At 66.1% G+C, this 26464-nt stretch carries 24 protein-coding genes, 5 tRNA genes and 1 pseudogene; 17 read left to right on the top strand and 13 right to left on the bottom strand.

Features of this window, described 5'->3' with window-relative positions:
• Positions 1-177 precede the first annotated feature (177 nt).
• Positions 178-405, top strand: a complete 228-nt coding sequence (locus tag ACFFQA_RS03040; protein ID WP_377850007.1) for a 4'-phosphopantetheinyl transferase family protein — start codon at positions 178-180, stop codon at positions 403-405.
• Positions 362-984, top strand: a pseudogene (locus tag ACFFQA_RS03035) (transposase); the annotation flags it as partial. The gene ACFFQA_RS03040 and the pseudogene ACFFQA_RS03035, both read left to right, overlap by 44 nt.
• 133 nt (positions 985-1117) lie before the next feature.
• On the opposite strand, the gene ACFFQA_RS03030 reads toward ACFFQA_RS03035, so the two are convergent.
• The 4 genes from ACFFQA_RS03030 to ACFFQA_RS03015 form a co-directional block, all read right to left on the bottom strand.
• A tRNA-Val gene (locus ACFFQA_RS03030) sits at positions 1118-1192 on the bottom strand.
• A 1-nt stretch (position 1193) separates the two neighbouring features.
• Positions 1194-1265, bottom strand: a tRNA-Cys gene (locus tag ACFFQA_RS03025).
• 50 nt (positions 1266-1315) lie between these two features.
• A tRNA-Gly gene (locus ACFFQA_RS03020) sits at positions 1316-1388 on the bottom strand.
• Between the two features lie 169 nt (positions 1389-1557).
• The gene (locus tag ACFFQA_RS03015) at positions 1558-1983 is read right to left on the bottom strand and encodes an SsgA family sporulation/cell division regulator (RefSeq protein WP_377850006.1); all 426 of its coding nucleotides are present in this window, start codon (positions 1981-1983) and stop codon (positions 1558-1560) included.
• 543 nt (positions 1984-2526) lie between these two features.
• Between ACFFQA_RS03015 and ACFFQA_RS03010 the strand changes: the two genes are divergently transcribed.
• Together ACFFQA_RS03010 and ACFFQA_RS03005 are read left to right on the top strand one after the other, a co-directional pair.
• Positions 2527-2601, top strand: a tRNA-Val gene (locus tag ACFFQA_RS03010).
• An 86-nt stretch (positions 2602-2687) separates the two neighbouring features.
• A tRNA-Val gene (locus tag ACFFQA_RS03005) sits at positions 2688-2762 on the top strand.
• 14 nt (positions 2763-2776) lie between these two features.
• On the opposite strand, the gene ACFFQA_RS03000 is transcribed toward ACFFQA_RS03005, so the two are convergent.
• From ACFFQA_RS03000 to ACFFQA_RS02985, 4 genes are read right to left on the bottom strand one after another with little or no spacing between them, the layout of a single operon-like run.
• Positions 2777-3592: a tyrosine-type recombinase/integrase gene (locus tag ACFFQA_RS03000; protein WP_377850005.1), complete on the bottom strand. Its 816-nt coding sequence runs from the start codon at positions 3590-3592 to the stop codon at positions 2777-2779.
• On the bottom strand, positions 3567-3764 hold the full coding sequence (locus tag ACFFQA_RS02995) for a tyrosine-type recombinase/integrase (RefSeq protein ID WP_377850004.1): 198 nt from the start codon (positions 3762-3764) through the stop codon (positions 3567-3569). Before ACFFQA_RS02995 ends, ACFFQA_RS03000 begins: the two co-directional genes overlap by 26 nt.
• Entirely contained in the window at positions 3761-5416 is a 1656-nt protein-coding gene (locus ACFFQA_RS02990) for a UvrD-helicase domain-containing protein (RefSeq protein ID WP_377850003.1), read from the bottom strand. Before ACFFQA_RS02990 ends, ACFFQA_RS02995 begins: the two co-directional genes overlap by 4 nt.
• Complete coding sequence (locus ACFFQA_RS02985) at positions 5400-7304, bottom strand: ATP-dependent nuclease (RefSeq protein ID WP_377850002.1); 1905 nt, start codon at positions 7302-7304, stop codon at positions 5400-5402. The genes ACFFQA_RS02990 and ACFFQA_RS02985 overlap by 17 nt, the downstream gene beginning before the upstream one ends.
• Before the next feature lie 1398 nt (positions 7305-8702).
• Between ACFFQA_RS02985 and ACFFQA_RS02980 the strand changes: the two genes are divergently transcribed.
• The 6 genes from ACFFQA_RS02980 (at position 8703) to ACFFQA_RS02955 (ending at position 14754) form a co-directional block, all read left to right on the top strand.
• Complete coding sequence (locus tag ACFFQA_RS02980) at positions 8703-10496, top strand: TnsA endonuclease N-terminal domain-containing protein (protein WP_377850001.1); 1794 nt, start codon at positions 8703-8705, stop codon at positions 10494-10496.
• A 707-nt stretch (positions 10497-11203) separates the two neighbouring features.
• Positions 11204-11965: a sigma factor-like helix-turn-helix DNA-binding protein gene (locus tag ACFFQA_RS02975; protein ID WP_377850000.1), complete on the top strand. Its 762-nt coding sequence runs from the start codon at positions 11204-11206 to the stop codon at positions 11963-11965.
• Entirely contained in the window at positions 11962-12339 is a 378-nt protein-coding gene (locus tag ACFFQA_RS02970; protein WP_377849999.1) for a hypothetical protein, read from the top strand. Before ACFFQA_RS02975 ends, ACFFQA_RS02970 begins: the two co-directional genes overlap by 4 nt.
• The gene (locus tag ACFFQA_RS02965) at positions 12332-13078 is read left to right on the top strand and encodes a hypothetical protein (protein WP_377849998.1); all 747 of its coding nucleotides are present in this window, start codon (positions 12332-12334) and stop codon (positions 13076-13078) included. The genes ACFFQA_RS02970 and ACFFQA_RS02965 overlap by 8 nt, the downstream gene beginning before the upstream one ends.
• Before the next feature lie 615 nt (positions 13079-13693).
• Complete coding sequence (locus ACFFQA_RS02960; protein ID WP_377849997.1) at positions 13694-14563, top strand: helix-turn-helix domain-containing protein; 870 nt, start codon at positions 13694-13696, stop codon at positions 14561-14563.
• Positions 14560-14754 carry a DUF397 domain-containing protein gene (locus tag ACFFQA_RS02955; RefSeq protein WP_377849996.1) on the top strand — a complete coding sequence of 65 codons (195 nt, stop codon included), beginning with the start codon at positions 14560-14562 and terminating at the stop codon, positions 14752-14754. Before ACFFQA_RS02960 ends, ACFFQA_RS02955 begins: the two co-directional genes overlap by 4 nt.
• 277 nt (positions 14755-15031) lie before the next feature.
• On the opposite strand, the gene ACFFQA_RS02950 is transcribed toward ACFFQA_RS02955, so the two are convergent.
• The 4 genes from ACFFQA_RS02950 to ACFFQA_RS02935 form a co-directional block, all read right to left on the bottom strand.
• On the bottom strand, positions 15032-15325 hold the full coding sequence (locus tag ACFFQA_RS02950; RefSeq protein WP_377849995.1) for a hypothetical protein: 294 nt from the start codon (positions 15323-15325) through the stop codon (positions 15032-15034).
• Positions 15322-15783 carry a hypothetical protein gene (locus ACFFQA_RS02945; RefSeq protein WP_377849994.1) on the bottom strand — a complete coding sequence of 154 codons (462 nt, stop codon included), beginning with the start codon at positions 15781-15783 and terminating at the stop codon, positions 15322-15324. The genes ACFFQA_RS02950 and ACFFQA_RS02945 overlap by 4 nt, the downstream gene beginning before the upstream one ends.
• Before the next feature lie 157 nt (positions 15784-15940).
• Positions 15941-16450, bottom strand: coding sequence for a hypothetical protein (locus ACFFQA_RS02940; protein ID WP_377849993.1), 510 nt, complete (start codon positions 16448-16450; stop codon positions 15941-15943).
• Positions 16447-16761: a hypothetical protein gene (locus ACFFQA_RS02935; protein WP_377849992.1), complete on the bottom strand. Its 315-nt coding sequence runs from the start codon at positions 16759-16761 to the stop codon at positions 16447-16449. The genes ACFFQA_RS02940 and ACFFQA_RS02935 overlap by 4 nt, the downstream gene beginning before the upstream one ends.
• 764 nt (positions 16762-17525) lie before the next feature.
• Between ACFFQA_RS02935 and ACFFQA_RS02930 the strand changes: the two genes are divergently transcribed.
• The 3 genes from ACFFQA_RS02930 to ACFFQA_RS02920 all read left to right on the top strand — a co-directional run bounded on the left by ACFFQA_RS02930 (position 17526) and on the right by ACFFQA_RS02920 (position 20384).
• Positions 17526-18749, top strand: coding sequence for an NsdA family TPR-like regulatory protein (locus ACFFQA_RS02930; RefSeq protein WP_377849991.1), 1224 nt, complete (start codon positions 17526-17528; stop codon positions 18747-18749).
• Between the two features lie 103 nt (positions 18750-18852).
• Entirely contained in the window at positions 18853-19953 is a 1101-nt protein-coding gene (locus tag ACFFQA_RS02925; protein WP_377849990.1) for a hypothetical protein, read from the top strand.
• 197 nt (positions 19954-20150) lie between these two features.
• Entirely contained in the window at positions 20151-20384 is a 234-nt protein-coding gene (locus tag ACFFQA_RS02920) for a helix-turn-helix domain-containing protein (RefSeq protein ID WP_377849989.1), read from the top strand.
• 49 nt (positions 20385-20433) lie between these two features.
• Here the strand turns inward: ACFFQA_RS02920 and ACFFQA_RS02915 are convergent, their stop codons facing one another.
• Entirely contained in the window at positions 20434-21888 is a 1455-nt protein-coding gene (locus ACFFQA_RS02915) for a peptide deformylase (RefSeq protein WP_377849988.1), read from the bottom strand.
• 263 nt (positions 21889-22151) lie between these two features.
• On the opposite strand from ACFFQA_RS02915, the gene ACFFQA_RS02910 reads away from it, so the two are divergent.
• The 4 genes from ACFFQA_RS02910 to ACFFQA_RS02895 all read left to right on the top strand — a co-directional run bounded on the left by ACFFQA_RS02910 (position 22152) and on the right by ACFFQA_RS02895 (position 26454).
• Positions 22152-22355 carry a hypothetical protein gene (locus ACFFQA_RS02910; protein WP_377849987.1) on the top strand — a complete coding sequence of 68 codons (204 nt, stop codon included), beginning with the start codon at positions 22152-22154 and terminating at the stop codon, positions 22353-22355.
• A gap of 388 nt (positions 22356-22743) precedes the next feature.
• The gene (locus tag ACFFQA_RS02905; RefSeq protein WP_377849986.1) at positions 22744-23823 is read left to right on the top strand and encodes an AfsR/SARP family transcriptional regulator; all 1080 of its coding nucleotides are present in this window, start codon (positions 22744-22746) and stop codon (positions 23821-23823) included.
• A 1005-nt stretch (positions 23824-24828) separates the two neighbouring features.
• The gene (locus ACFFQA_RS02900) at positions 24829-25116 is read left to right on the top strand and encodes a hypothetical protein (protein ID WP_377849985.1); all 288 of its coding nucleotides are present in this window, start codon (positions 24829-24831) and stop codon (positions 25114-25116) included.
• A gap of 228 nt (positions 25117-25344) precedes the next feature.
• The gene (locus ACFFQA_RS02895) at positions 25345-26454 is read left to right on the top strand and encodes an AAA family ATPase (protein WP_377849984.1); all 1110 of its coding nucleotides are present in this window, start codon (positions 25345-25347) and stop codon (positions 26452-26454) included.
• Positions 26455-26464: the final 10 nt, after the last annotated feature.

Here is a 26464-nt window from a genome sequence, read left to right as displayed (position 1 = left end):
CGCCCTTCGGAACCGTCTTCACCTCCCAGACACGGCGCTCGGTGCGCTTGACGGTGGACCAGGTCCAGTGGCAGTCCGTGGCGCTCTCGGTCCGATGGTCGCCGACTCCGCAGCCATACACCTCCTGCTACAGAACGAGCAGCGACGCGCCTAGGTGGCCTCGATGAAACGTGAGAAGTGGCTGCGGAGTTCGACTTCACCCTCTCGCACTCCGCCGAGTTGGCCGCGTTGGTGATCTCCCGGAGCCGCCGGTTCTGCGTGGACATCGAGCGGCATCGGGAGATGGACCACCTCGGCATGGCGGAGCGCGTGCTGCTGCCCGCCGAGCCCGCGGTGAGTCCCTGGACTACATCGACCCGCTGTGGGTCAGTCATCGAAATCGGATTCCGCGTTGTTGATCGATGAGATCGTCCGCGAGGGCGCCCGTCGGATGTTGGCCGAGGCGTTGTAGGCCGAGGGATGCCTACATCGCGCAGTTCGCGGACGCCGCGACGAGCGCGGCCACCGCCTGGTGGTGCGCAACGGCTATCACCAGCCCCGCGAGGTGCTGACGTCCGCTGGCGCGGTGGAGGTCACCGCACCACGGGTCAACGACAAGCGCATCGACCTGGACACCGGCGCGAGGTGCCAGTTTTCCTCGGTGATCCTGCCCGCCTGGGGCAGTTCCTGGTCATGATCGGCGTGCGTGCCGAAGGCCGCAAGGAACTCGTTGCGCTGGCCGACGGTTGCCGTGAGTCCACCGAGTCCTGGGCGGACCTGCTGCGGGACTGCGCCCGCCGCGGGATGCGCGCCCCAGTGCTAGCCGTCGGGGGCGGGGCGGAGATCTGGAACGCCGAGGACCGGCAGCACGCCCTCGATGCCATGACCAGGTTCAAAGCTGTCTACGGAGCCAAGTTCGGCAAGGCCGTCGCGAAGTTCACCGACGATCTCGACCAGTTGCTGGCCTTCTACGACTTCCCGGCCGGCCGGACCGCAGGCCCGGTGGGAGCACGATCTGGGCCGACCACTACCCATCCGAGAATGTGGTCAAGATCGCGTGCTCCCATACTGCTCCCACGGACAGCAAACGGCCCGTTGACTAAGATCGTCAACGGGCCGTTTGACCAGCATGTATAACTGGTGGGCGATACAGGGATTGAACCTGTGACCTCTACCGTGTCAAGGTAGCGCTCTCCCACTGAGCTAATCGCCCGAGGCGGAGGCGGGAATCGAACCCGCGTACAGGGCTTTGCAGGCCCTTGCCTAAGCCACTCGGCCACTCCGCCGAAACTCGAGTGCCCCCGAGGATCCAGTCGGCCCGGACGAGGGCCTTCCGAGCGGATGACGGGATTCGAACCCGCGACCCTCACCTTGGCAAGGTGATGCGCTACCAGCTGCGCTACATCCGCGTGCTGCCCGGCTTGATCCGCGGTCTCCGGCTGGCTTGCCGACTGTTCCGCGCCCCGCTGCCGTGGCGTTGGCGAAACACTATCCGACACCGTCCGCCGGGATCAAATCGGGGTGGTCATCCGCGTCCGGATGCCCGTTGACCTGCAATGACGCCATTACCGCACAAGATCAGCTGAGATCGTTGGACAGCAGGTGCCCGAGCGCGTCGTCGACGCTGACCCACAGGTTCTCGTTGCCGGGGACGATCAGGTCGTAGGTCCGGTCGAGGAAGTCGGCGAGCTCCTGGGCGGCGGCCTCGAACATGGCGTGGCCGGACGGGGAGCTGAGCTCGATCACCACGACCTCGGGGTCGTCGGCGGCCGGGCGGATCCGGACGTCGCCCTCGCCCGCCGCGGCGATCAGGCCGTCGGCGAGCAGGTCGCGGGCGAAGACCCACTCGACCCAGCCGGCGCGGCCGGTGCGGAACGCGGCCACCACCGCGTAGGGGTCACGGGTGTCGTAGCGGAGCTCGACCTGGACCGGGACCGCAGGACTGCGGGGCGCCAGGAGGTCGAAGACCGCCGTGGAGCGCAGAGTCACGTGGTCGTTACGCATTGTTGCCGCCTCTCGTGCTGTCCGCCGCTCAAGGGAACGACTGAACGACATAGTTGTGACGCGAATGTGGCCCTTCGCGCTCGTCTGTCGCTCATAAATCACCCGTACGGGGCAGAACTTCTTCGGTGGGCAACCGTGGGACTGCGCTCCGTAACCGATCGCCCGTGCTGGGTCGGGGTGCCGTGTCCAGCCTGAACCGGGTTCGATCCCGGCGCGAACGCTGGGCGCGAGAATGCCCCTGCTGGCGTACCGGCGCGGCCCGCGTGGTCTCGTCCACCCGGGAGCCCCGGCGGCGCGGCGGCCCAACGCTAACACCGGAAAACGCCGTTCGGACCCGCCGGAGGGGTGAGGTCCGCCGAAGGTCTGATCGAATGCCTGAAAGGGCGATGACCTGCGCCGCAGCACCCCGTAGCCGACCGGTGGCAGACCGTGACCAAGGTCGTCTCGGCCGCGAAGGGGACCCCCGTTTTTGTTCTTGGGCGGGGGCTGTGTAATGTTTGCTTCGCACCGCGAGAGCGGGGCGGGAACACCAAGCAAGATCCCGGGCGATTAGCTCAGCGGGAGAGCGCTTCGTTCACACCGAAGAGGTCACAGGTTCGATCCCTGTATCGCCCACCAGCTGTCCAGAGGCTCCGGACGGGTCACCCGTTCGGAGCCTCTGCTCAGTCCAGTGGACTTCCCATGCACCACCTCGCACCAGATTCGGGCGATTAGCTCAGTGGGAGAGCGCTACCTTGACACGGTAGAGGTCACAGGTTCAATCCCTGTATCGCCCACCAGTTATACATGCTGGTCAGACGGCCCGTTGACGATCTTCGTCAGCGGGCCGTTTGCTGTCCGTGGGAGCAGTATGGGAGCAAGCGATCTTGACCACATTCCCGGATGGGTAGTGGTCACCCCAGATCGTGCTCCCAAATTGCTCCCACCGGGCCTGCAGCCCGGTCAGCATCGCCTCGATCATGGGTCGGGTGACGTGGGAGTAGATGCCCGGGACTCCCTTGTACTTGTGGCCCAGCTGCCGGTGCTGGAGCACATCGGGCACGCCGTCCTCGATGAGCCATGTCTTGCAGGTGTGGCGTAGGTCGTGGAAGTGCATGCCTGGCTGGACGGGAGCCCAGTCCCGCTCGGGGTCACCGGCCAGGGCGGGAAGCCAGACACGGCGGCGGAAGTTGGAGCGGCGATACAGCCCGCCATCCGTACCCGTGAACACAAACCGAGCGCCCGGGTTACGCCCCCGAAGTGCGGCGAGTTCCTCGACGAGAAACCCAGGCAGGTACACGGTCCGGACGCTGGCGGGGGTCTTCGGCGGCCCGAGCTGCAGGCGCCCCCCGGTTTCGTGCAAGGCACCGACCTCCGGGTCGATGGTGATCTCTCCGGCATCCAGATCCGTCCGGCTCCACTGCAGCCCCGCCAGCTCCCCCCACCGCATCCCGCTGTAGGCGGCGGTGGTGATCAACACGGCGTTGGCCGGGGAGACCCGTCCGGCCAGGGCATCGACCTCGTCCGGGCTGGCCTGGGGGCGTTCCGGGCGGTCCCCGACATCGATGCGCAGCTTCCGGCACGGGTTCGCCCCGATCAACCCCTCATCGACCGCCTCGCCCATGATCATCGAGAACAGCGACCACGTCCCGGACAGTCGATTCCGCCAGAGTGCGGCGGAGCTTTTTCACCCAGCCCTTCACCACGATTCTCGTGACCTCCCCCAGGGCCACGTCGGTGAAGCGCGGCAGAATGTGGTTCTCGAGGTGGGAGTTGTACTTCGCCCACGTCCCCTCGCTCACATCGTGCGCCTCCGACCACTCCCCGATCCAGGCGTCCACGGTCGTCCGCGCCAACCGGGGATCGACGAACTGATCCCGCCGCTGGTCAGACTCCACATCCGCCGCCCGAACCTCCGCCTCCGTCGAACTCCTTGCCCTTGGACTTGTGGATGGTCATCAGGCTGACCGAGGCAGGGTCTTGGCGTGTGTCCTGCAGGACGTCGTCGGAGAGCACAGCGCACAACCGCGACGGGATCGCGGTAGGAGCTGTGGCCGTCCCAGGCGTCCTGCACTGCCCACGCGAGGGCGTCGGTGGCCTTGAACAGCCGCAGCTGACGTGCTGCGGCAGCCACCTCGGCCACCTCGACCGGACCGGTGAGGAACAGGCAGGCGGTGGCCCAGTCCTGCACCGGATCCCCGCTGCAAACGATGCCGCGCGCTACCGCGTCGCGGATCGTTTTCCCTGCGGATGACTTGGGTGCCTTGCCGGTTGCAACAGCGGTGATCGCGCGCTCGAGCATGTTCACCGCGTCACGGGCGGTTCTGGTTCCCTTGTCGGCGAAGCGGACTCGGTGAAAGTCCGCGATCGCCCGCAAGGTGTCGCTGGTGGCTCGGTCGGGGGTTTTGCTGGGCCAGGTCAGGATCGAGGCGATCACCTCGGCAGCAGCAGAGGCCAGCAGCGGGTCCCAGTGCAAATGGTGGGCGACGGCTTCCAAGACGCCGTTGGCGCTGGGGCGATCGATAGAGATCCGCTCGGAGATGTCGGCAACCAGCGCATTGGTGCACGCCAGCACCGCGATGGTCGGAGACCTTCCCAACTGCCGCTGCAGCTGGCTGCGGAACTCCAGCAGATGTCGATGGACGGCGGGTTCGCACTGGTAGGGGTAGCGCCGCGTGCGCAGGCAGTCGGGTTCGGGATGGTGCTGGTTGGCTCGCACGGCGTTGGCGTAGGCGAGCAGCCCATTGCCGTGGCCGCGGTGGTTGTCGGCGGAGAGGTCGAACGCCCGAGGGGCGAGGTGTTCGACCGCATGGGCGATGCGGGCGGCGTCCACGCCAGGGATGTGGTCGTAGATGCGTTGGTCGGCATCAGCCAGGAACATGATCGTCGAGGACGTACTCAGGGCGTGGATCGCGCGCCACTGGTCGGTGTTGGTGTCCTGGAACTCGTCCACGACGATCAGCGGGAAGCAGTCGCTGTAGAGGCCGCGGACCGCGTCACTGCGTTCCAGCAGCGTGGCAGCGGTGGCGGCGAGCTGGTCGAAGACGTAGCGGCCCTCGCCGGCCAGACGCAGGGTCTCCGAGGGCCAGTCGCCTTCGAAGTCGGCCTGGAGACGCTTTTCCTGGGCAGGGGTAATGAACCGGGCCGGGACCATGGTGAGCAGGCGACTGTGGCTGCGGACCAGGGACAGGAAGAACGCGTGGAAGGTCCTGATCTCCACGCGATCGGCGACCGCGCGCGGCAGGGTGGTGGCCATGCGGTCGGCGATCTGACGGACCGCGGCGCGGGAGAAGCTCAGGAACAGAACCTTCTGCTCCTCGGCGAGACGGGGCACTTCGTGGGCTGCTTTGAGCAGCGCGATCGTGGTCTTGCCGCATCCCGGTCCGCCCTCGACAAGCAGGTGTCCTCGTGCGGCAAGGATGTCGAGGCGGGTGTCGTCAAGCTCCATCGTCATCAACGCCGGTCTGGACGGTCTCGCTGTCCGGAGTGGTGGCCGATGACCGTAGGGCGGTGTCGATCCTGATGAGGAAGTCGACCAACGTCTGGGGCAGCTCTGCGGCGTTCGCACATGCGGTGATCAGCAGAGCCGCGTACCCGTCGTAGCTTCCCTTCCTTGCCTTGAGCAGCTTTCTTACATGTGCACGGATCGCCTCGTCGAACTCATCGGCCGGGGCACCGCACTCCCCCGGATAGTCGGTCCGGCCCTTGACCGTGGAGAGGAAGCGGCGTTGGGCAGCGATCGCGACTTCGTTGACCAGGAGGTCTTCGACACCTATGAACGGGATCACCTCGTAGCAGGTGAACTGTGTGGTCTTGGTCTGCAGTTCCTCATCGAACTCGTCGTTGGGGGTGTCATGGATACCGAAGACCGGCTTGCCCAGAGTGGCGAAGACAGGGGCATAGAGCGGCACCGACACGTCGTTTCCGGCATTGAAGATCGAGATCCCCGCGAGGTCGAGGTGTCGGTAGGCGACGCTGGGGTCGTCGTGGAGGATGGCGGCCACGATCGGGAGCAAGGAGGCTTCGGTCGCGCCTTCCACGACCAGAACCGCGCGGGCCAGAACCGCTTCGGCGAACTGCCGTCGATTGGTCAGGTACTTCTTGACCTTGTAGTCGGCAGGCAACGTCAGCGCGGTACCGGTGAGGTGACCGTCGGTGCCCCGGTCGAGAACGACGATCTGCTGATGGTCGAACTTCTCGATGACGTACGGGGAGTGCGAGGTGACGATCACCTGCCCCATCTTCTCCGTGACGTAGTCCACCAACCGGCGCTGCGCGTGCGGGGACAGCGCGATCTCGGGCTCCTCCATGGCGAAGATGACCGCCTGCTCACCCTGGAGATCGGCAATGTAGGTCAACAGCGCGAACACCAACAGGTTCAGCGACCCCGTGCTCAACCGGCCGAACGGCACACCATGCATCCCGGGCTGGGAGGCGATGAACAGACGCAGGACATCCCGCAGGTGCTCCCGCGTCAGCTCCGACACCCCGAGATCGACCGCATCCGGTCCGTCCACAAGATTCAGGAACCGATCGAGACGTTTCCGTACCTGGCCTCGAATCGAGGAGAAGCCCGACGCCTCATCAGTGATCACAGTCTCGCGGAGCCGGCCGAGGGCCGTCTCCCACAGCGGACCGGCCTGCTGTGATTCCAGGCGGACGATCGTGTCCAGCAGCGAGCCCCGTTGGAAGCTCAACGCACGGGAGCCGATGCGGTTGGGTCGGAGGTAGAGAAACCTGCACCACTGCTTGTCCTTGCGGGTGAACGACTTCAGACCGGCACCCAACTTCGACCGCTCCTCCTCATCGAGATCCTCCAGGGGCCTCGAGGGGTGGGCGAAGAACGTGCCGCCGACGAAGTCGTCCTCCTCCGGGTCGTAGCGGCCCAGGAACAGCACCGGCAACGCCCACACCGCATCCTTCGCGTCGGCCTGGGCCACGAGGTCGGCGGCCTTCGCCGTCGCCGTATCGGCGGAGGAGGCGGTGTCGGAATTCTCCGGTGGCTCCTCGTCGAGGAAGCGCGCCCGGGTCACCGACCAGCGTCGCATCTTGCTGTGGAAGTGGCGCTGCGCCGCCTCGGACAACTCGGTCAGCACGACCTCGATGCGCACCTGCGGCAGCACCCCGTCCTCGCCGACGTGATAGCGGGCGCCGTAGAAGTCGTACTCGTCGATCACCGGACGACGAAACATCCGCTCCGGTCCGAGAGTGAGATCCAGCGCCTCGCAGATCGTGGACTTGCCGACCCCGTTGGAGCCAACCAGTAGCGACTGCGCAGCCAGGGCGACCGTCCCGGCGCGCACACGCCGAAAGTTCTCCACACTGATGCGCGCGACCTTCATCGGGACCACCTCGAGAGAGACACCGCAGCCCGCACCACGAGGATGGCGCAAACCAGGGATGCTGCCGAGTCCGTCATCCGAGGAACGCTATGTCGCACCGCGGCGTCCACAAAGGACATTGGAGGAGGTCACACCAATAGCGCAATGCGGAAACGCACGGTGACCACGAGTACCGGGCATCTGCCCGGACATCCCGTACCCCGCCCACTGGCGCGGCACGCTCCGTGCAGCTAGCGACAGCACTGCCGACAACTTGCGGTCACGGGCTGAAGGGCATGTGCCAGCAGCGGATGCGCTCGGCGAGATTCCCCTGAATCCGCAAGGCCGTAGCCGCGGACGACACGAGCTGCACCAACTCCTCGACATCTGGCCTCACCCCAGTGAGCCCGGGAACGCAACCGAACCGGCGAACCTCGGGGTCTGGGATGAGCTGGGCCGGCCGCGCCTCTGACCCCCTACCCGACCTGCCCCTGGTGGCACCGTCGTCCCCATCGGTTCATCCCAGGAGCCTTCTGTGGAAGTGCTTCTTGGTGGGCGGCGCCTCCGAAGACCCAGGACGTGATCGACGCCCACCACACTCTGAGAGCGACACGGGTTGTCGAACAACGCTCGCGTCATAGGGAGAACCTGTGCGTGAATCATCCGCTGCACTCGCGCTGCAGCCATCCGGCTGATGTTCCTGGATCGACAGCCCACCAGCAGTGAGGATGATGACCATGGCCACCCAGCAGGGCAGTCCCTTCTCCGTACCTCACATCTGCGCGGCTTGCGGCAAACACACCAAGGTAAACCGGCGAACAGGACGTCTTTCCGTTCATAGGTCGGTGCGGGGAGAGGGAAACTGCGGTGCATCGGGCTCGCTGATCCTGGAACCTGATGAGAACTTCGCACCCGAAATGCCGCAGGGGTTCCGCAATCCTGACACCCAGCCGCACCTGTGTGGCGAATGTGGTGTGACGACCAGAGCTAATCGCCGAACCGGCCGCTTGTACTCGCACCAGGCCCCTGGGACGACCGAGGTGTGCAGAGCATCGACCACAGAGGTCCTGCCACCCGAGGGCGGCGACGCGCTGTGGCTCCACCCCGACAACCCCGAACAGCCCTCACCACCGACGGGGCCGATCCCGTTGGCAGAGCGTCCCTCGAGCAGCGTGCGCACGGTCCGCGGCGGCCTCCCCACCCTCGGGCGAGCTCGCCGCACCTGAAGCCGTTGCAAGGGCTCAAGTCTGCCAATCCCCATCGTGGCATCAGCATTCATGAATAGGCCACGGCGGGCGGGAAAGAGCGGGTCGAGCTGGGTGAAGGCGAACGCCGGCCTGTGAGAGCGATGAGATTGTCAGGGGTGACGCCTATCCTCCGGCGCTGTTGTTGTTCGGGGGTAGCGGTGGTGGGGGTTGTGTGGCAGCGGCGCGACAGGGCAAGCGGTGGGACTCGGCCGAGGAGGACATACTGCTGGACGAGCTCCGCGGAGAGAACACTCTGCAGGAGATCGCCGCGCGACACAGACGATCGCCCGGCGGGATCTGCGCTCGTCTCGAGAAGCTGCTCAAACCCGAGCAGGAGTTTCCCAGTCAGGAAGCACTGTTCGCGTGGGCGCGGTCGGAGTTGCGCAAGGGGCATGACGGGCTCGCGGGGTGGGCGGTGGACCGGGCAACTGCTGCTCCGGATCGTGGACACCCTGTACTGGGCACGTTCATGGGACTCGACATGACCGCGCAGGACGACCGCGAGGGTAGGACGCCGGCGCGAGTCCGATCGAACACTCTCACGCGCCGCGATGAGGTCGTCGCGATGTGGTCGGCCGCCACAGCCGCCCACTCCGGTCATCAGGCACAGGCGCCTACGAGTCGCGCCGAGCTCGACGTGCTCGCCACGGTCGAGGACACGCGCCTGCATGAGGCGGCATCCGCGGTGTTGCGCTGCCGGGGCGAGCTGAATCTGGCGCGCTGGGTGCTCGAATGTGATTGGCCGGACGTGGAAAGCCTCCGCCTCACCGCGGAGCAGATCCTCACCGAGGACGAGGATGTTCAACGCATCGGGCAGGAGTTGTTGCTGGCCGGCCTCGGCAAGTCCTCGACGCGGGACCGCGAGATCATGCGGATGCGTCTGGGGTTCACGGGCGAGGCAGCGACCCTCGACGCGATCGCGCTCCGGTTCGACCTGAGCCGGGAACGCATTCGCCAGATCCAGAACAAGGTGCTCGAGCGCGCCCGGGTAAAGCCCACGAGAGTGCGGCGCTGCTGGCACCACGTGCACGACACACTGCTCGCGGCACTGCGCACCGCAGGGCGGGCCGAGCTCGATGCTGCGCTGGTGTTGTCCTTCGTCGAGCTCGTTGCACCGCTGGCGCCACGGGAGGTGGCGGTCACCCTGGTGGCCAGGTTGTGTGGCCTGGGTGCAGAGGACTGCCGCAGCGTGGTCGCAGCGGTGCAGGAGTACTACGCCAACCGTGAACGGCACCGTAAGCAGCAGCTGCAGGAGGAGAAGAAACGCGGTCGACTGACCACGAAGGTCCAACAGATCCTGGACAAGGCCGACTGGCCTCCCGGACACACTCTCCCCGCTGGTGGGCAGGCGAGCCCCCTGCGCCCGCCGATCGAGTCGAATCGACGGAGCAATCCGGGGCAGTGGATCTCCGATCGGCTAGGACGTGCGATCGGCTACGACTCCGAGGCCGAGCTGCGCGTCATCCAGATGCTCGAGTTCGCCGACGATCTCGTGGCGTCCTACTGCGAACAACCCATCAGGCTCTCCTACACCCTCTACGGGAACCGCCACGACTACTACCCCGACCTGCTGGTGGACCTGCGAGACGGACGCCGCCTGCTCCTCGAGGTGAAGGCACGGATCGATGAATTCGCCCTGTACGAGAACGTGGTCAAATTCGACGCCGCCACGCAGTTCTGCCGCACCCTGGGGTGGGGTTTCGCCGCCATCACACCGCGAGGCGAGACCCCGGCCGACCTGGCTGCTCGGCCGGTAGCAGAACACATCGAGCACGTCCTGCACCAGCATCTCGGTCTCGGCCCGACCGACTGGCGCCGGCTCTATCCTCTGGTGATCGAGCACGGGATCCGCTACAGCGACATCGCGACACTGGTGTTGCGTCACAGCTGGTACTGGCACAAACATCCGTTCCGGCTCTCCACGACGCCCCTGGAGGGCAACCGCCGATGGAAACCCCTCGCCTAAGACCGGTGCTGTCGCTCCGAGCACGGACCGCACTGTCGATCCGGGTCGGATGTGTTTCCGTGACGAGCTGACCGATTCGTCCGCTCCGGCGATGGCGGCAGGGCATCGCTGCGTTCAGGTGCGTGCTCGACGGGCGTGAGGTTCGTGATGGCGGAGTCCTTCCTCGCCTTGCCGGCCACCACGGCCGGGGACGTCCACTCGGGCGATCATTCGCTCCCCCCGGGTTGCGTCGCTGCTGTGGTGAGGTCGAGTACTTCGCGTTCCTCGTGTCCTCACGGTTGAGGTTGTCTCCCGCGGCGTTGTCCCGGGCACCGCGTCCGGGCGTGGGGTTTCCCTGTCGATGACTCGCGTTGCGGTGATCGTGGATCCCCACATCTGTCCACGGCACTGATCATGCAGTGCGGCGTCCTTGTCCGGGGACAGCATGCCTAGTAACCGCTCTCACACAGGCAACGGTGAAAGCCGTTGCGCAGGGCGCAATCACGGTACCTGCGGTCGATGAGGCACATGTCGGTGTCGACGACTCTCGCAGCGCCCTTGCCTGCGGAAACCCACCCAATACTCGTGATTTGCGCTCGACGAGCGCCGGGGTGGGAAAAATTCTTGGGACGAGTTCCGAGGGTGTTCGCCTCTGTCGCGGCTACAAGCCGGCAGAGCAAGGCCCTAGAACGCGATAGGGGCGCCTAGATCGCCTCCCAGGGGGTTGTATGAGCAGGACCGATCGTCCGCGACTGTCGCGGGGGACGCTGGCGGAGCAGATCGATCGAGTGCACCGCCTCGGGGCCTGGACGAGAGTGGAACGGAACGGGGAGGTGCACACCGTCTACAGCGCGGCGGCTCGCCAGCTGATCGATACCTTGTGGATGCGGGCATGGCCGACGCTGAAAGCCACCTTGCACAACGGCGAGATCCGCCTGAACCTGGCGCGCCTGGACATGCCGATGGGGATGGTCGACGCAGACCTCTACGAGGCGGTCCGCACCCATGAGCACGTACGGGACGAACTCGCCAGCGCGATGATCACCGCTGCGTTGCCGCCGTTCATGCGGGCGGTCTTCGAGAACAACAAGTGGGATCCGGCCCGGTCGGAGCTGACGACGTTCTTCATCAACGCCTGTTACCAGCGCTACCGCGGGGTGTTCCGCACCTGGGCGAAGGGGTGGCGCCAGCTCCAGCACGACGAGGACACCGCGCTCACCCTCGCCGATACGAAGCAGGTGAACGTCGATGTCGCCGACCGCGCCACGATCCGCCACCTGCTTGCCCATGCCCCGGAGAACGTGCGGCAGGTGCTGGGGTTGATCTGGAAGGGCCACACCGAGGGCGAGATCGCCGCGTTGCTCAACACCAGTGTCGGTGCCGTGCAGAACCGGCTCTACCGGTTCCGGCGTGCGGTGGTGGCCCGCGAGATCCGCGCGGGGCGGATCGCCTGCCCGGCCGGGTACCGACTCGGGGAGCTCTGCCGATGACGCCGACGACCAGGACCTTCGGCGCGGCCGGTGCCGTGGTGGTGACGGCAGCGGCGACGTTGCCCGTCGGGCTGCTGTTCCCTCTTGCCGTTCTGGGGCTGCTGGCGGTCGTGGTGCACGGCGTCGTGCCGCAACGGTCCCAGGACCGGGTCCAGTGGTTGCAGATTCTGCTGCACCACCGCCAGGAAATGGCGCGCCTGCCCCGTCGCGGTGCCCGAAGCACCGGCGAGACGACCGAGACGACACAGGGACCGATCTCGGGCACCATGCCGTCGAGGCACCCTGCCGGCATCCCCGACAACGACCCGGTTCACGGACACCGGAGGCCGGCTGTGGGTGAGAAACACGTTCTGAGGGAGGGGCGCGGTGCCTGAGCCGGCAGCCGTGAACAACCGTGTGGGCCAGGCACACACGGTGATCCAGGTCGGAGCGGTCCACGGCGACGTGCGGATGGTCCAGTACGGCGACGCCTCCAGCGGCTTCGAGCCCAGCCCGATCTCGATCTACGTGTCGATCACCGAGGCAGCCGAGGAGGTGGTGCGGACGTTGGTCGTGGATGGTGACCCACCGTCGGAGGTGCTGTTGAGCAACGCGGTGCAGATGAGAATCACCGTGGAAGCCCTGACAGCACAGGCGGTGGTGCTCGAGGCAGCGCGGCCGGTGATCGTCGAACGGCACTCTCCGAGGTTGGCCTGCGTTCATCACAGCTACGCGCTCGGGGAGGACATGCACCCGGTGTGGTGGGACACCGACCTCACCACACCGCGGCCTCGCCTCCGGCGGATCGGGATGGACCTCTCCAGCACGGCGGAGTTCCCGCGCCGGGATCCCGGAGGGTTTCCGTACTCGGTGTCCATGCAGCGGCCGATGCAGTTCTGGGTCATGCCACGGGTGCGCGAGCACGAGGTGGAGTGGCAGCTGGAGTTGGACTGGATCTGCCGGGGACGTCGGGGAACCTTCGTCATCGACACCGGCGACGGTCCATTCCGCCTGTACCCGGAGGACCAGGATCTCTACGAGCTGCACGACGACATGCCCTGGCGGGATGCGCCCGCTGCGGTGCGGGATCTGTGGGAGCGCCACATCCGCGCAGGAAACACGAAGCCCTCATAGCCGAGATGCGGCTGCGCGCTGCCCTCCCGCCGTTGCGGCGCTGCGATGCCGTCTACAGCGTGCACCACACCACGTCTGAAAGAGGCGGCGCGGGTCTTGGAAGGAGAGCCACGTTCAGCCCCTGATTGTCTGTCGGGGCGGGCTCCAGCTCGCCGCTGACGGAGGTGTGAATAGGGCCTGCCCCAAGCTTGTCCGCGGCCCCTTCACAGGTACAGGGCGTTCCGGGCCTCTCAGCGCATGTTCCGAAGTGCCCCCTCTACAGTGGAACGCAATTTCTCTAAACCTACTATGTCGCTGAACAGGAGGTTGACGGACGTTGCGGAATCCCCGATCGAGATCTCCGCATGATTGACATCAGCGTGACTCGATATATGGCATTCGCCCGTAAGGTACATCCACATCTCGGATTCCGACGGCCGGACGGCGGCCGAAATGGGCTGATCAGTCCCCATATCTCCCCTTTTCCTCGGATAGGGATGCCGCGGCTCGGTCCATTAGTGTGAACAAACGGCAATCGGATAACCACGGAAGGATTCCATCGATCACCACAATAAAGGGGAGTCCCCCTTATTGCACTGCCCTAACCGGGTGATGACCTGTTGAACGGAAAGAGACATGGCGACGGTACAAACCTTGCCCCGGAAACAGCTGGGAATGCTGCTCCGGGACAGGCGCAAAGCGCTCGGCATGGATCAGGACGAGATCGCTACCGCGCTCGGCAAGAACAAGAAGCAAGTCATCAAGATCGAAAGCGGCGCGGCCCGACTGTCCGAAACCGAACTCGAAACAATTCTTGATCTTCTTCAGGTCCACGGTCGGCAACGCGAGACCATCGCAGATATCGGTCGACACGCACGCGCCAGGAAACCCCGCGCCGCGAACCGCCCGTACGCCCGCCTTCTTCCGCCTTCCTTCTTGCGGGTTGCGGACATGGAGACGGAAGCCTCGCACATCTACTCGTACGCGCCGGGCATCGTTCCCGTCCCCCTTCAGGCCCCGGGCTACATGCAGGCGATATTCAGTGGTGACCTGTGGTTCCAATCCGAGGAGGAAGTCACCAGTCGCATCCGATTTCGCCAGGAACGACAGACACGAGTACTACAGCTGGCCGACCCCAAAACGCTGGAGATCGTCTTCACCAGTGACGCCCTGGCGGCCGGCCCGGACGATCGCGACATCATGTGCGAGCAACTGCGACACCTGTTGACCATCCAGAGTGAACACCCCTCGATCTCCATTCAGGTGATGGAACCGAAAGGTGTGCGCAATCCCGCACCGGACGGAGGACTTACGCTGCTCTCGTTCGAGACTGCTGAACCCGAGATTGCGTTCATGCCACCGGTGTACGGCCCGTCGTCCTACGTGGAAGACCGGCAGAGCCTCGACACTCTGTTCCAGATCTTCAGAAGAACTCAACAGCTCGCGCTCGACGTCGAGGCAACCACGCGCTACCTCAAGGCAAAACTTCGGGAGTACGGATCGTGAAAAAGCGGGATACAGGCTGGTTCAAATCAACGTATAGCGGCGGGGCCGGAAACGAGTGCGTCGAGTGCCGCCTGACCGAGAGTCGCGCCTACCTTCGCGATTCCAAGAACCCGAACGGCGCCGTGCTGCACACACCGATCGAGAAGTGGAACGGATTTCTGCACGCCGTCGTAGGCGAGGAGATCCGGTAAACAAGGCCCACAGGCTCGCCTCGGCCCACTCCCTTCTTCCTCTCTCGCCGTGCGTTCCGAAATCCTGCGCACACTGGTTGGCGCAGCCTCGACAAACTGGCGTGCTCCCGGCTGACGGAGCCTGAGCAGCGGGGTTGTTCGATCACCTGTGTCTGCTCGTGCCGGGTGCACATCTACCCGGGTGTTCGGCAGGCATCTCGCCCAGTTCGGGTGTTGTGCTGCGGGTGTTTCCTGTCCTCGTCTTGTCGGATCACCACCGGCCCCTTCCGCCTTGTTCTCATGTTGCGGAAACGTCGTCCCAGTTCTCGGATTCAATCCGGGCGACGGCTTCCACGGGAAAGCGTGCAACCGCGAACAACACTTTCCGCGGTTGTGTCGGGTTGGTCGAGGTGATGACGAGATCAAGGTTCTGTTCTTCGGCTTCGGATACTTCGGCGAAGACGTCGAACAGGTAGTATCCGTTCTCCTCCCCGTAGCTGTTCGCCCACACGCCCACCACCGCGCCGTCGTTCATCGTGACGCGCCATTGGATCGGTAGCGGATCGCCCGGTATCAGCATCGCGCTGATCACCCTCCTCCGAGTAGCGACTTCAGGGCGTACTGGATTTGTGCCTGGGTCTTGGGGTCTTTGTCGATCGCGTCCTGCACCTTCGCCGGAAGCTCTTCGCCGTCGCGACCGATGAACTTGCGCTTGTCTTCGTCGTATTCGTAGTGCTTGGACCCTTTGCCGCCCAGTTGCACGTGCAGACTACCCGGCCGCTTGCCGGGTGCCGGGTTCTCCACGTCGAGCCGGTATGTGTACTGCCCGACCTTCACGCCGTCACGAAGCGTCCGGGAGGTGATCTGCTGGCCGCCCTCGCCGCGCATCTTCTTCTTCGGTTGCTGCGGCTGCGCGTTGCTCTTCGGTGGACAGTTCTGCTTCGGTTTGGGTTTCCCCTTCGCGTCGTGGAAGCCCAGCGCGAGCGCGCGGGGTTCCTGGCACACGCAGCCGGTAAGACTGACCGGGATCACGGCCAGCAGGGCGAACAAGACAGTGAGCGTGGTGATGCGCGATAGTGTCGTGGTTTTCCGCACCATATCGAGCCCCCTTGTGCAGCAGCAGGGATCAACCGGGGTTGTATCTGTGATGCGCTGCTCGTGCAGCGTACTGCCGTGAATCAAGCCGTTTAGGTTGTGGCGCAGCGGTTTACATCCTTCGTCCGGGCGTATCCGACAGGGGATTTCCGGGGTCGGTGAGCACCGGGAGCACGTCGGTCGGCGCGTCCACGTCGGTGTCGAGGTGGTGCCGTCCGGGGGCATCGTCGGGGTCGGTGAGCCAGGCGTGAACGTCGGCGAGCGCGTGCCGTTGACCGGAGAGGGTCAGGGCGTGCCACCACGCGGTGGTCGGGTCGCTGCCGAGCATCACCAGCGCGGCACTCAACGTGTGGCAGAGGTTGCGGCGACTCCAGGTCGGCAGCAGTGCCCGCGCGCCGCGTCGGGGTGTGCGGCAGCGGCGGCACCGACCGTGCTCGTCCACCTGGTGCGCGCGCAGGACCGAGATCGCGAACCCTGCGAGGCGAATCAGCCACTCGTCGGGGTCGCTGCTGCCGAAGCATTCGAGGCCGTTGAGCGCGGTTCCGTCGGCAAGGCGGGGTGTGATGTCGCGGAGGTGGCCGAGCAGCGCTGTGCGGGCGGCGCGGGGGTCGGTGGGTATCACGCCGACCGCCGGGCGTGGCACGGCCGCCACGGCGGCGGTGCGGGCGTGGGGTGGTGGTCGGGTTGTGCGGGTCGGGTGGTCAGGATGCGGGTAGCGGTGCGGCTGATGCGCGCGGTCAGGGGAGCGGCCTGGTCGGGGTCGGCCGCCAGGTGTTGCCAGCCGGGGAGGATGACGGCGTAGGTGTGGGGCAGGGCGAGCACGTCCAGCAGCGCGACGAACCCGGGCTGCTGCTCGCCGGGGTCGTGGTCGGTGAACACCGCACCGACGAGGAACCCGTTCTCGCGGGCGTGGTCGAGGATCTCCGCGCGCAAGCGTGCTGCGCGATCGCGTGCGTGAGTGGGCACTCGGAGATACCCGTACACCACGCGGCCGTTCACGGTGTGCGGCACTGGGTTCTGTAGGGCGTGGTCGAGTTGGCGTATCCGCGTCGCCGAATCGTCGTTCTCGGGTGTGCCCATTGTGCTCCCCTGCCCCGGGTTGTCGATGTGGTGTGGGTGGCACACGGGCCGGGGATGTATTTCCCTGGTACGGAATTCGGTCGGGGCGGGGTGTGCGTGGTGTGTCGGGAGAGGGTGCACACCCCATTATTCCGTTTCGGGATATTTCCGGCCGGTCCCGTGTGCCGTGCCCCCAACACTGACCCACCCCAACCCGAATCGACCCGACACAAACCGAATACGCCGTATTCACGCGGTGAATAGTGGCGTGTTTGTGCTGGTGGGAGCTGTCCACTGTGGTCGATCGACTCGGTGGGGATCACCGGGATGGACTACCCGCGCACCCTCGCCCGTCCGTGCCGGCGGCGGCTACCCTGGGGTTTTCCCTTGCGCGCGAGCGGTTTTCGCGCCCGGGGGTTGTGTGCGGTGTGGTGTCGGGGTCGGGCGGGGTGCACATGGGCGAGGCAGGCGCGACGCGGTGGTGCGGTCGCTGCCCCGCGCGACTGGCCGCCGACAACCCCGGCACCCTGTGCGGCCCCTGCGAGCGCGCCCACCGCGACGCCACCGACAGCGTTCCCGTTGTGCCCCAACAAGTGTGGGAGACAGGGCGGTACCGAGAGGCGCTGCAGGCCCGGCACATGGGCGCGCTGGTGCGCGCCTGGCGCACCGACCCCCACCACCGCAGCGTGTTCGGGCCGGGAGGGATCACGCAAACCCGGCTCGCGCGGTGGGCGAGCATGCCGCAGGTCTCGATCAGCCGCTTGGAGAACGGACCGCCCGAGAAGAACCTCGACAAACTCGTGTTCTGGGCACGCCTGCTGGGGATTCCGGGGCGCCTGTTGTGGTTCGACCTGCCCGAGAACACCCGCCCGCGGACCACTTCCGCGCCCGCACCCAACGCGGCTCCGGTCACGGCGGGGGCGGTGGGGCGGATCGGGGCCGGGGACACCGCTTCGACCACCACACCCGCCCAGGCGATACGGGAGACCACCCGGCACTTGATCGACCTCGACAACCGGTACGGCGCGCACGACGTCGCGCCTCTGGCGATCAAAGCGTTTCGGCAGGCCCGCCGCACCTGGAACACCACAGCCCCAACCCGCAGCGGCCCCGACCGGGAACTGTGCGCCGCCCTGGGCGAGCTGGCCGAGGTCGCCGGATGGATCGCCTTCGACGCCGAACAACACCACCCCGCACGCCGCCTCAACGAGGAAGCGTTGCACTTCTCCCGCATGGCCGGGGACCGCTCCACCGAACTCCTCACGTTGTTGAACTTCTCCATGCAGGAAAGCCACCTCAAGCACCTGAACGAATCACTCATGATCGCCACATCCGCCCTGGAGAACGGACGGCTGTCCCCGCGTGTGCGGGCGATGTTCCATATTCGGCAGGCACGCGCGCTGTCGAAATCCGGGCAACACCACGAAGCGCTGCGCACTTTCGAGCGGGCGCGGGTGCTGTTCGGGGACGGGACGGCCGAGCGTGATCCGGAGTGGGCATGGTGGATCGACACCACCGAGCTCTTGTCGCACCAGGGGTTGATGCATGCCGAGCTGGGCCGCCCCGATCTCGGTATCCCGGTGTTGCACGAGGCGGTGAACGGCGAGAGCACGGGGGCCAGCTACCGCGCCATCACCCTGGCCCAGCTGTGGTCGGTGATGGTCGCTGCCGGGGCCTGGCAGGACGCCCAGGCCCTCACCGACACCCTCGCCGAGCGCGTGAGGGGGATCGGGCACACCCGCGCAACCGGGGTCCTGCTGCGCACCCGCGACGAGCTGACGGCCACCCCGAGGGCACCAGCCGCGCTCACCGACGCGGTGCGGCATCTGATCGAGTGCACCCGCGACGACAACCCCCTGTAGACAACCTGCCGACCCAGCACACCAGAAATTACTACCCCAGTGAATAGGGAGTGATTCCGCGGTCATTTACCTCAATAGCATCGACGCTGCTTTAATGGTCGTCATGCCGTCGGTTCTGGAACAGCTCTACAGGAAAAAGCTGCAACTAATCTCCCTGCTTGCGGTCATTCTCGGTTTCGGACTGGTGGCGCTGGGCCGCTGGATCAGCGTGGACCCCGACGCGCGGTGGATTCCGATCTCCGAATTGGGTACCACGCTGATCGGCGCCGGTGTCGTGGCGACGATTTTCGAGTTCTACGTCCGCCACCAGAACGACAAGCGACTGGACGAACGGCTCGATGCCGCCTTCGTGCGCAACTCGGCGGCGGTGCGAGACGCGGTGTGGAGTGCCTATGCCGCCGGGCCTGAGGATCTGCGGCACCTGTCCTCCGACACCCTCGGTCGGATCGTGGTCAACGCGCTCGGGGTGCAGCTCGATGACGTCGACCTCGCGCGGGATCTGTACGCGGACACACGAGCGCGGGTGATCGGTGTCCCGGAACGCTGGCACGACGTCGCCGTCACAGTGGACCTCCAGCCGTGGGCCGCAGGTCTTACCACCGGGCTGACCTCGATGTTCGTCGCGACGCTGCGGTGTGAATACCGCGTGATCCCTGCTCATCCGGTGTTGCGGTTCACCTGCACCTCGAACGAAGCCGAACACCGCGCCAGCGGGCAGGACGAGTCCACTGTCTCGGCGTGGTTCATCGACCGCGGTACTCCGGTGGATGTCGCGTGCCGGGACACCTTCGAAGTGGTAGCGGTCTCGGTCGACGGGGCGGTGTTGTCGATCGAACGCGCTCATTCCCACGACGGTCAGACCTACACCGCGCGGCTTCCCGACTCCGTGCGGACGGGCTGCCCGGTCACCGTCGCGTACACGTATCGGGTCCTCGTGCGCCGGACCGGGCATGTGCTGCACTTGGACCTGTTGCGCCCCACCAAGGGGTTCCGGGCTCGGTTCACCTACGGACAGGTCGGTATCCGAGACGTGACACCGGTGGATTTCCTGAGCACGTCGACACCGGCCCGCCTGGAGCAGACTCCAGCGTCGTTGCCGTCGCGGTCGGTGGACATCACCGCCGACGGGTGGATCTTTCCGCGTTCGGGAGTGGCGTTCGTGTGGTCCCTGGAGGAGGAGAATTCCTCGACGTCGAGGACTTAAGGCCCCCGGCTCTGGCCGGACGGGAGGGGTGTCCCTGGGTGGTAACAGCATCCAGGGACACCCTGCGGCCGGACTACTTGCCGCCTCCGCCACTGACGCCGGTCACACGAACCACCTCCCTCCCTCGGGAGCGATCACAGCGCCCGGCAGGTTATCCGATTTTGGGATATCCCGAAAGTGGTTGCTGCCCTTGGCAAGTGGAGAAGAGCATCTACTCCGCCGACTATCGGCGGCTGTGCGCGCTGCTCCACACCCTCCGCACCGAGGCAGGACTGACACAGGTGCAGGTGGCGGCGAAACTGAATGTGCCGCAAAGCTTTGTCAGCAAGTACGAGTCAGGGCAACGCAGACTCGACGTGATCGAGCTGGGGCGGGTCGCCCACGCATTGGGTACCACCACGCAAGCGATCCTCGACCGCCTCAACATCTGACGACACCCCACCAAGGGTGTCGCCTGCTGCTCGCGGGACGGTGCCCGGCCTAGCGGTAATTCCATTTCTGACCGGTACCTGTGTACTGCTCGACCGAGATCGTGCTGACCCCCGGGCGCATCCGATCCGTGTACAAGCGGCCTTCGAGGTGGTCGATCTCGTGGGCAACCAGGCGAGCGAGTCCCTGCTCGAACGTGGCGATCCGGCGATTGCCATCGATGTCCGTGTGTTCGACATCGATGGTCAGCGGACGCGGAACCATGCCCCGCACATCGAAGAACGACAGGCATCCTTCGTATTTCTCGTCGGTTTCGGCCGACTCGTCGATCACGCGCGGGTTCAGCAGCGTGATCATCTCGCCGTCGGGAGTGCGCACCAGCGCCGCCGCTCGACCGATCCCGATCTGCGGGGCGGCAATCCCCATGCCTTTACCGAAGGTGTGGACCTGGGAGACGCGCTCCATCGACGCGGCGAGAGCGGCCACAACACGACGGGCATCCTCGGCCTCGGTCGGGAGATCGAACGGGTACGCTTGCTCACGCAGGATCGCTTCTTCGACCTGCACGATCCCAATTTCGCTCATTTGTTGTGTGGCAGTAGTCACGATGGGGGCCTTTCCGGCCTGATCGCCGGGTTTCATGCGCCACTCCAGCCGATACCGCGCGTGCAGGGGTGGATTCTCAGTCATCCACGAAAAGCGCACGCGGTCGGCGAACTGGACGCGCCGAATCTGCGACCGAAACGGTAACCCATCCATCTCCATTCCGGTTTCGGTACCCCATACCGACGGCTGGGCCGTCATAGGGAAATCAAGATCCACCGATAGTTTCTTCGTCGGCAGCCGCACGGCACGCTGGAACCACGGCCCCCATTTGTTCTCGCTGACCTGGTAGGAGTACGTGATCTGCGTTTTTTCTCCGGGATAGAGCGGGAACTGGGCCGAGCTATTGGCAAAGAGCAGCCAGACCTCTTTGAAGGCATCGCGGTCGTGGCGGATCTGAATGCTCATCGGCTCGTCTCCGCAGTGCGCGATGAGCTGGAGCTCGTCCCAGGTCAGCGGGTCACGGCGGTACAACTCGTTCGATCGTGCCGGATCGCCGGGGTAGCGGTCGACCGAGATCCTGACCAGGTATTTCGACACAGGTTCGGTTCCGGCGTTGAGCAGTGTTCGCCGCATCACCGCCTGGTACATCCCCCGGTTGTAGATCAGCTCCGCGTGATCATGCTCGACAATGAGACTGGAGGCCGACTCCCCGGACTCACGCTGAGACGGCGTGCCCTTGGGGGTGTCGTACTCGGCGTGCCAGGCACGGAGCAAGGACCCGGCGGCCTCGAACACGGCATCGGCACGCCTGACGAAATCAAGCCCCGGGCGCTCGACACCGGTCTCGATCTTGCTCAGGTAACTGCGGTCGTAGCCCATCAGCGCGCCGAGTCTGGTCTGCGACAGGCCGCGTACGTCGCGGAGTCGTTTGAACTCTGCGATGAATCCGTTGTCCGTCAACGACTACGACCTCCCCTGTGCCCCGGTGAGTGCCCTGGTGAGGTCCGGTGTGAGCGGACTGTGAGAGGTACGGCCGTGAGCCGCGCTCACCCCTGTCCACACCCCCACCTGTCGCGGTTCCGTAGTGCCATGACCGAAAACCCCAGCAGCGCACCGAGTTTACGCGGTACCGACCCCGCGCGGGTGCGCCGTTGGTGCGGCATTCGGGGTCTCGGGTTCTCGGGCGATGCGCGAGACCCCGACGGAAAGGGGGTGAGCACTCGATGTTGGTGATCGTGCTGGTCTGTCTGTTCCTGCTGGCGCTCGGGGCTCTGGTTGGTGTGGCGTTGGCCGAGTCGGCCTTGTCGCACCGCAGCAGGCAGCAGGCCCGGACGCAGCGGCGCGTGAACGCCGAACTGCGCGAACTGCGCGCATTGCGTAAGCAGTACAGGGCCCGCCACGAGTGTTCGTGCGACCCCGAGCACTGAAACGGCGTAATTCTCACTGCGCGTAGCGCTGCATTCTCACTACACGTAGCGCCGCAACTAGGCCGCAGCGGCGAACATTGGATTCTCTTCATTTTCCATGGAACGCCTTTTCGATCGTTCGCGGTCTCATTTTCTGCACCCATCGCGCAATATTTACTGCTACAAAAAGGGAGATGTGATGAATGTCGACATTGAGTCCCGTGGAAGAATTTCAGGCCAGGCTCGAACACCTGGCCGAGCTGGCCGCCGATCACTCCGATCCCGCGGCCGGCAGGTCAACACCTCGGGCCGACTGCGCGTTCTGCGCTCGACCAACCCCCTTACCTGATCGCTTGCCGTAGCCGCCTGGCGACGCGGTGCGGGAGAACCCCTGCCCGGAGGACCTAACGTGACAACCTACGACGCTCGCCCGACGCCGAAGACCACCGCCGGCACCCCGACCCCGTCTCCCTGGCAAGCCACCGGCGCACACCAGGATCCCAGAAGGTTGCCATCTCAGGATGGTCGACGCGAGGTTTCCCCAACCCACACCACCCCGCCCCCCGCACCCGGCCCCGTGAGGTCCTCAACCACTGCTGTCGAGGTCCTGACCCCACCGGTCCTTCCGGTCTCCGTCGAGCCCGCTGGCGCGGACGAGGACGCCGGGCAGCGAATCAGAATCACCCTCCTGGGCGGACTTGAGGTCAGCTGGTGCGAGGCCGGCGGGAGCCAGCATGACATCACCGCGGCATTGCCGCCCAAGGTCAGGGAGCTGTTGATTTTCCTTGCGGTCCATCCCGATGGAGTCGGCCGGGACGCCGTCCTGGCCGCGCTGTGGCCCGAGTACACCCAGGACTCGCCGACCAACGCCTTGCACACCGCACTGTCGCGACTGCGCAGAGCCGCAGCCACCGCGACAGCGGGCACGGTCACCCGTCTGATGACCGGCGTCGGTCGCTACCGCCTCGACCCCGAGGTCGTCACCGTCGACTACTGGCATTTCCTGCGTGCGGTGGCAGCTCACCGCGCCGCCCTCACCCGTGAGCACCGCGAGGACAGGTTGCGGGCGGTGGTGCGGGCCTACCGCGGCCCGCTCGCCCACGGCTGCGACTACGAGTGGATCGACGCCTTGCGCGAAACCGCGCGCCGCGACGCCCTGGATGCTGTGGCTGCCCTCGCCCGCATCCTGGTGGACACCGACCCGGAACAAACGTTGGGGTTGCTGGAAACCGCGCGAGAACTCGACCCGCATCACGAGCTGCTCTACCGCGACATCATGCGACTGCAGGGCCGGCTGGGGCGCGCCGACGCGGTCGAGCGAACGCTGGGCTTGCTCGTGAAGCGTCTGGCCGAGATCGGGGAACACCCCACGCCCGAGACCACAGAACTCGCCGCGCGCCTATGCGGGCGAGCCGAGGCCGAGACCACTCGAACCCCGAGACACCCTGTCGCGCACAGGGTTTCCGATGCTCGTCGTACAGGCCGGTAGCCGTCACCGTGCCGAAACGATCGAGAACCGGGACTCGCTCGGGACCGGCGAGGTGGTAGTTGTCCACTGGCTTCTGCAATCAGCATGACGTTGCGCCGCACCCACTCCTGCGCCGACGCCATAACCCGCGGCAACTCCACAAGCTCAGGTCGCAGCGATTAGTAGTTCTTCGGTGGAAATCTTCTCCTCGCAACGCCGCGGGAACAAGCCCTCGGCGATCCTTTTCTGCAACGTCGGCGCCACCATGAGGTCCTGGAAAATAGGAGGACGTCCGGGCCATCCTCCATGGAATTTGGGCCGAGCGGGCGACGGGGTTGTCGAGCGCCGCACTTTGCTGCGAGTAGGGCCATCAGGCTGGTCGGCACCGGCCAGGAAAGCCGCCGGCGTGCTCGAGCACACTCCACACCCGCTTTCCTCTGCACACCCGACCGCCGCCACTCGCCCGCCTCTGCCGCGGGTCGTCGTCCCCGGGAACAGCACCCGACCCTGCACGGCAGCAGGGGTGTCGCTCGGGGATCACCACGAGGATCACCACGGGGATCCGGGTAAGTCGCCACCCCAGCATCGGCCTGTTCACGCTGGTAGCAGCCCTGGCCGGGGGATCCGACGCTGTCCCAGACTCGCCTGAGTACACGCAGGCAACAACATCGGTGCCCGGCGAGCCTGTGGCATCCCGGCCCGCGCGAACCGCCTTGTAACGACTGTCTTCGGTGACCTCTGCTGCAGCAGATTTGCTATCCCCGCTCCTCTCCCCCGCTCGGTGTCGCTCCGGTATTTCCGCCCGCCACTCACCGCAGACACACCACACCCGAGCCACCTACCATTTCGCGCATAGGAGAAATTTCCCGTAAATAGTCCCGGAAAATACCGTGTCGGCGCATTGTCGTCCTCGATTGTGTCGAGCTAACCTGGGACGGGTCGCCGGAATGCGGGGACATATTCATCGAATAACCCACTCGACGTCAGCTGTGCCCGTTGCTACCGACTTCAGGAAGAGGAATCACCGTGCACGACAACCGTATTCGCCCCGAGACCGTAGTTCGCCGTTCCCGGGAGGACGCCAGCATCCTCATCACCATCGTGTCCGATCCGGCGGATGCGCATCACACCCGCTACGCGGTGCTCACCCGCGCCGACGGCACTCTTGTGGGCAGCTACTACCCGGCGGACGCAGCCCGTCAGGAAGGCTGGTACGTCGTCACGGCCGACGGCACCCAACACCCGGTGGCCTCCGAAGCCGCCGCCGTCATCCTCCTCACCACCACAGCCCCCGGCGCCCCGCACGACCTCTGACACCTCCGGGCGCGACATACCTCCACCGGAGGAGCCCTCCAGGATGTCCACAGTGGACAGCACCGCATGTCGTAGATACTGCGATCCGCTACAGGTCCGAGAACCCGCTGGCGATGCCGCGCCTCCAGCGTTCTCTTACGCGCCAAGCTACATTGCTGTCCCGACGCCACGCGCCCGGACCACGGGCGCTCGGAAAGCCTTGCATACCAATGCTATCGAGGACTCGTCATGACTGGACCGACGCCCGCTCCTGCGGCGCCCACCCGGTTGCGCAACGGTCACTTGCGCGGCATGGTCGCGCAGCTTCTCCTCGACCGTGCGGGCACCGACCTCACTGTCCGCGAGATCGCCCGCACCCTCGGGCACTCCAGCGGCGCGGTCGGCAACGCCCTCAAGGTGCTGACCGCACGGGGCCAGGCCAAGCGCACCACCACCGCACCCCTGCGGTATCGGGCCACCGACACCACCCCGGCCGCCGTCCTGCACCCCATCTCCTCCGTGGCCCGCGCCGCGATACCCGAACCCGAGGCACCGCCGTTGTTGTCGGGGCCGGTGCGGCGACCGGGCGGGCAGCTCTACCACCCGCGAAACCTGGCCGGGCTGCCCGACGTCACCGCCCTGCGTGCGCTTCGGCAGGCCGGGGTTCCCGCCCTGCTCTACGGCCCGCCCGGCACCGGGAAGACCTCGGTCGTGGAGGCGGCGTTCCCCGATCTCGTGACGCTGCAGGGCGATGGGGACACCACGGTGGCCGACCTGGTAGGTGAGTACACCCAAACCCCGGACGGGCGTTACGTGTTCGTCCACGGCCCCCTGGTGACCGCGATGCGCGAGGGCCGCACCCTGTTCCTCGACGACGCCACCCTGATCCCGCCCACCGTGCTCGCCGTGGTCTACCCCGCGATGGACGGCCGCCGCCGGATCGTGGTCAAAGCCCACGGCGGGGAAGTCATCGAGGCCGCCGAGGGGTTTTACGTCGTCGCCGGACACAACCCCGGCGTGCACGGCGCGGTCCTGGGCGACGCCCTGTCCTCCCGGTTCAGCGCCCAGATCTTGGTCACCAGCGACTACGACCTGGCCACCGAGCTCGGCGTCGACCGTCGTGCCGTGCGGGTGGCCCGCAACCTCGCCACCCGCCACGCCAGCGGCGAGATCGGCTGGGTGCCCCAGTTGCGGGAGTTGTTGTCCTTCCACACGATCGCGCCCGTTCTCGGGGCAGTGACCGCTGCCGGGAACCTGATCGGCATCGCCCCGGAGGAAGACCGGGAGATCGTCGCCGAGGTCGTGCGCGCGGTGTTCGGCACCGCCGTGCAGCCCCTGGCCCTGGGCGCCCGCATCTGACCCCCGTACC

The sequence above is a fragment of the Allokutzneria oryzae genome (assembly GCF_042429765.1).
Taxonomy (GTDB): Bacteria; Actinomycetota; Actinomycetes; order Mycobacteriales; family Pseudonocardiaceae; genus Allokutzneria; species Allokutzneria oryzae.
The sequence above is the reverse complement of the archived record's forward strand: the minus strand, read 5'-3'. Positions and strand labels throughout refer to the sequence as shown.

Excerpts from the sequence above, each read along its gene's own strand:
- ACFFQA_RS02975 (WP_377850000.1), top strand. The coding sequence starts at position 11,204 with ATGAGCAGGACCGATCGTCCGCGACTGTCGCGGGGGACGCTGGCGGAG.
- ACFFQA_RS02910 (WP_377849987.1), top strand. The coding sequence starts at position 22,152 with ATGTTGGTGATCGTGCTGGTCTGTCTGTTCCTGCTGGCGCTCGGGGCT.
- ACFFQA_RS02925 (WP_377849990.1), top strand. The coding sequence starts at position 18,853 with ATGCCGTCGGTTCTGGAACAGCTCTACAGGAAAAAGCTGCAACTAATC.
- ACFFQA_RS02970 (WP_377849999.1), top strand. The coding sequence starts at position 11,962 with ATGACGCCGACGACCAGGACCTTCGGCGCGGCCGGTGCCGTGGTGGTG.
- ACFFQA_RS03000 (WP_377850005.1), bottom strand. The coding sequence starts at position 3,592 with ATGATCATGGGCGAGGCGGTCGATGAGGGGTTGATCGGGGCGAACCCG.
- ACFFQA_RS02895 (WP_377849984.1), top strand. The coding sequence starts at position 25,345 with ATGACTGGACCGACGCCCGCTCCTGCGGCGCCCACCCGGTTGCGCAAC.
- ACFFQA_RS02960 (WP_377849997.1), top strand. The coding sequence starts at position 13,694 with ATGGCGACGGTACAAACCTTGCCCCGGAAACAGCTGGGAATGCTGCTC.
- ACFFQA_RS02930 (WP_377849991.1), top strand. The coding sequence starts at position 17,526 with ATGGGCGCGCTGGTGCGCGCCTGGCGCACCGACCCCCACCACCGCAGC.
- ACFFQA_RS02985 (WP_377850002.1), bottom strand. The coding sequence starts at position 7,304 with ATGAAGGTCGCGCGCATCAGTGTGGAGAACTTTCGGCGTGTGCGCGCC.
- ACFFQA_RS03015 (WP_377850006.1), bottom strand. The coding sequence starts at position 1,983 with ATGCGTAACGACCACGTGACTCTGCGCTCCACGGCGGTCTTCGACCTC.
- ACFFQA_RS02990 (WP_377850003.1), bottom strand. The coding sequence starts at position 5,416 with ATGACGATGGAGCTTGACGACACCCGCCTCGACATCCTTGCCGCACGA.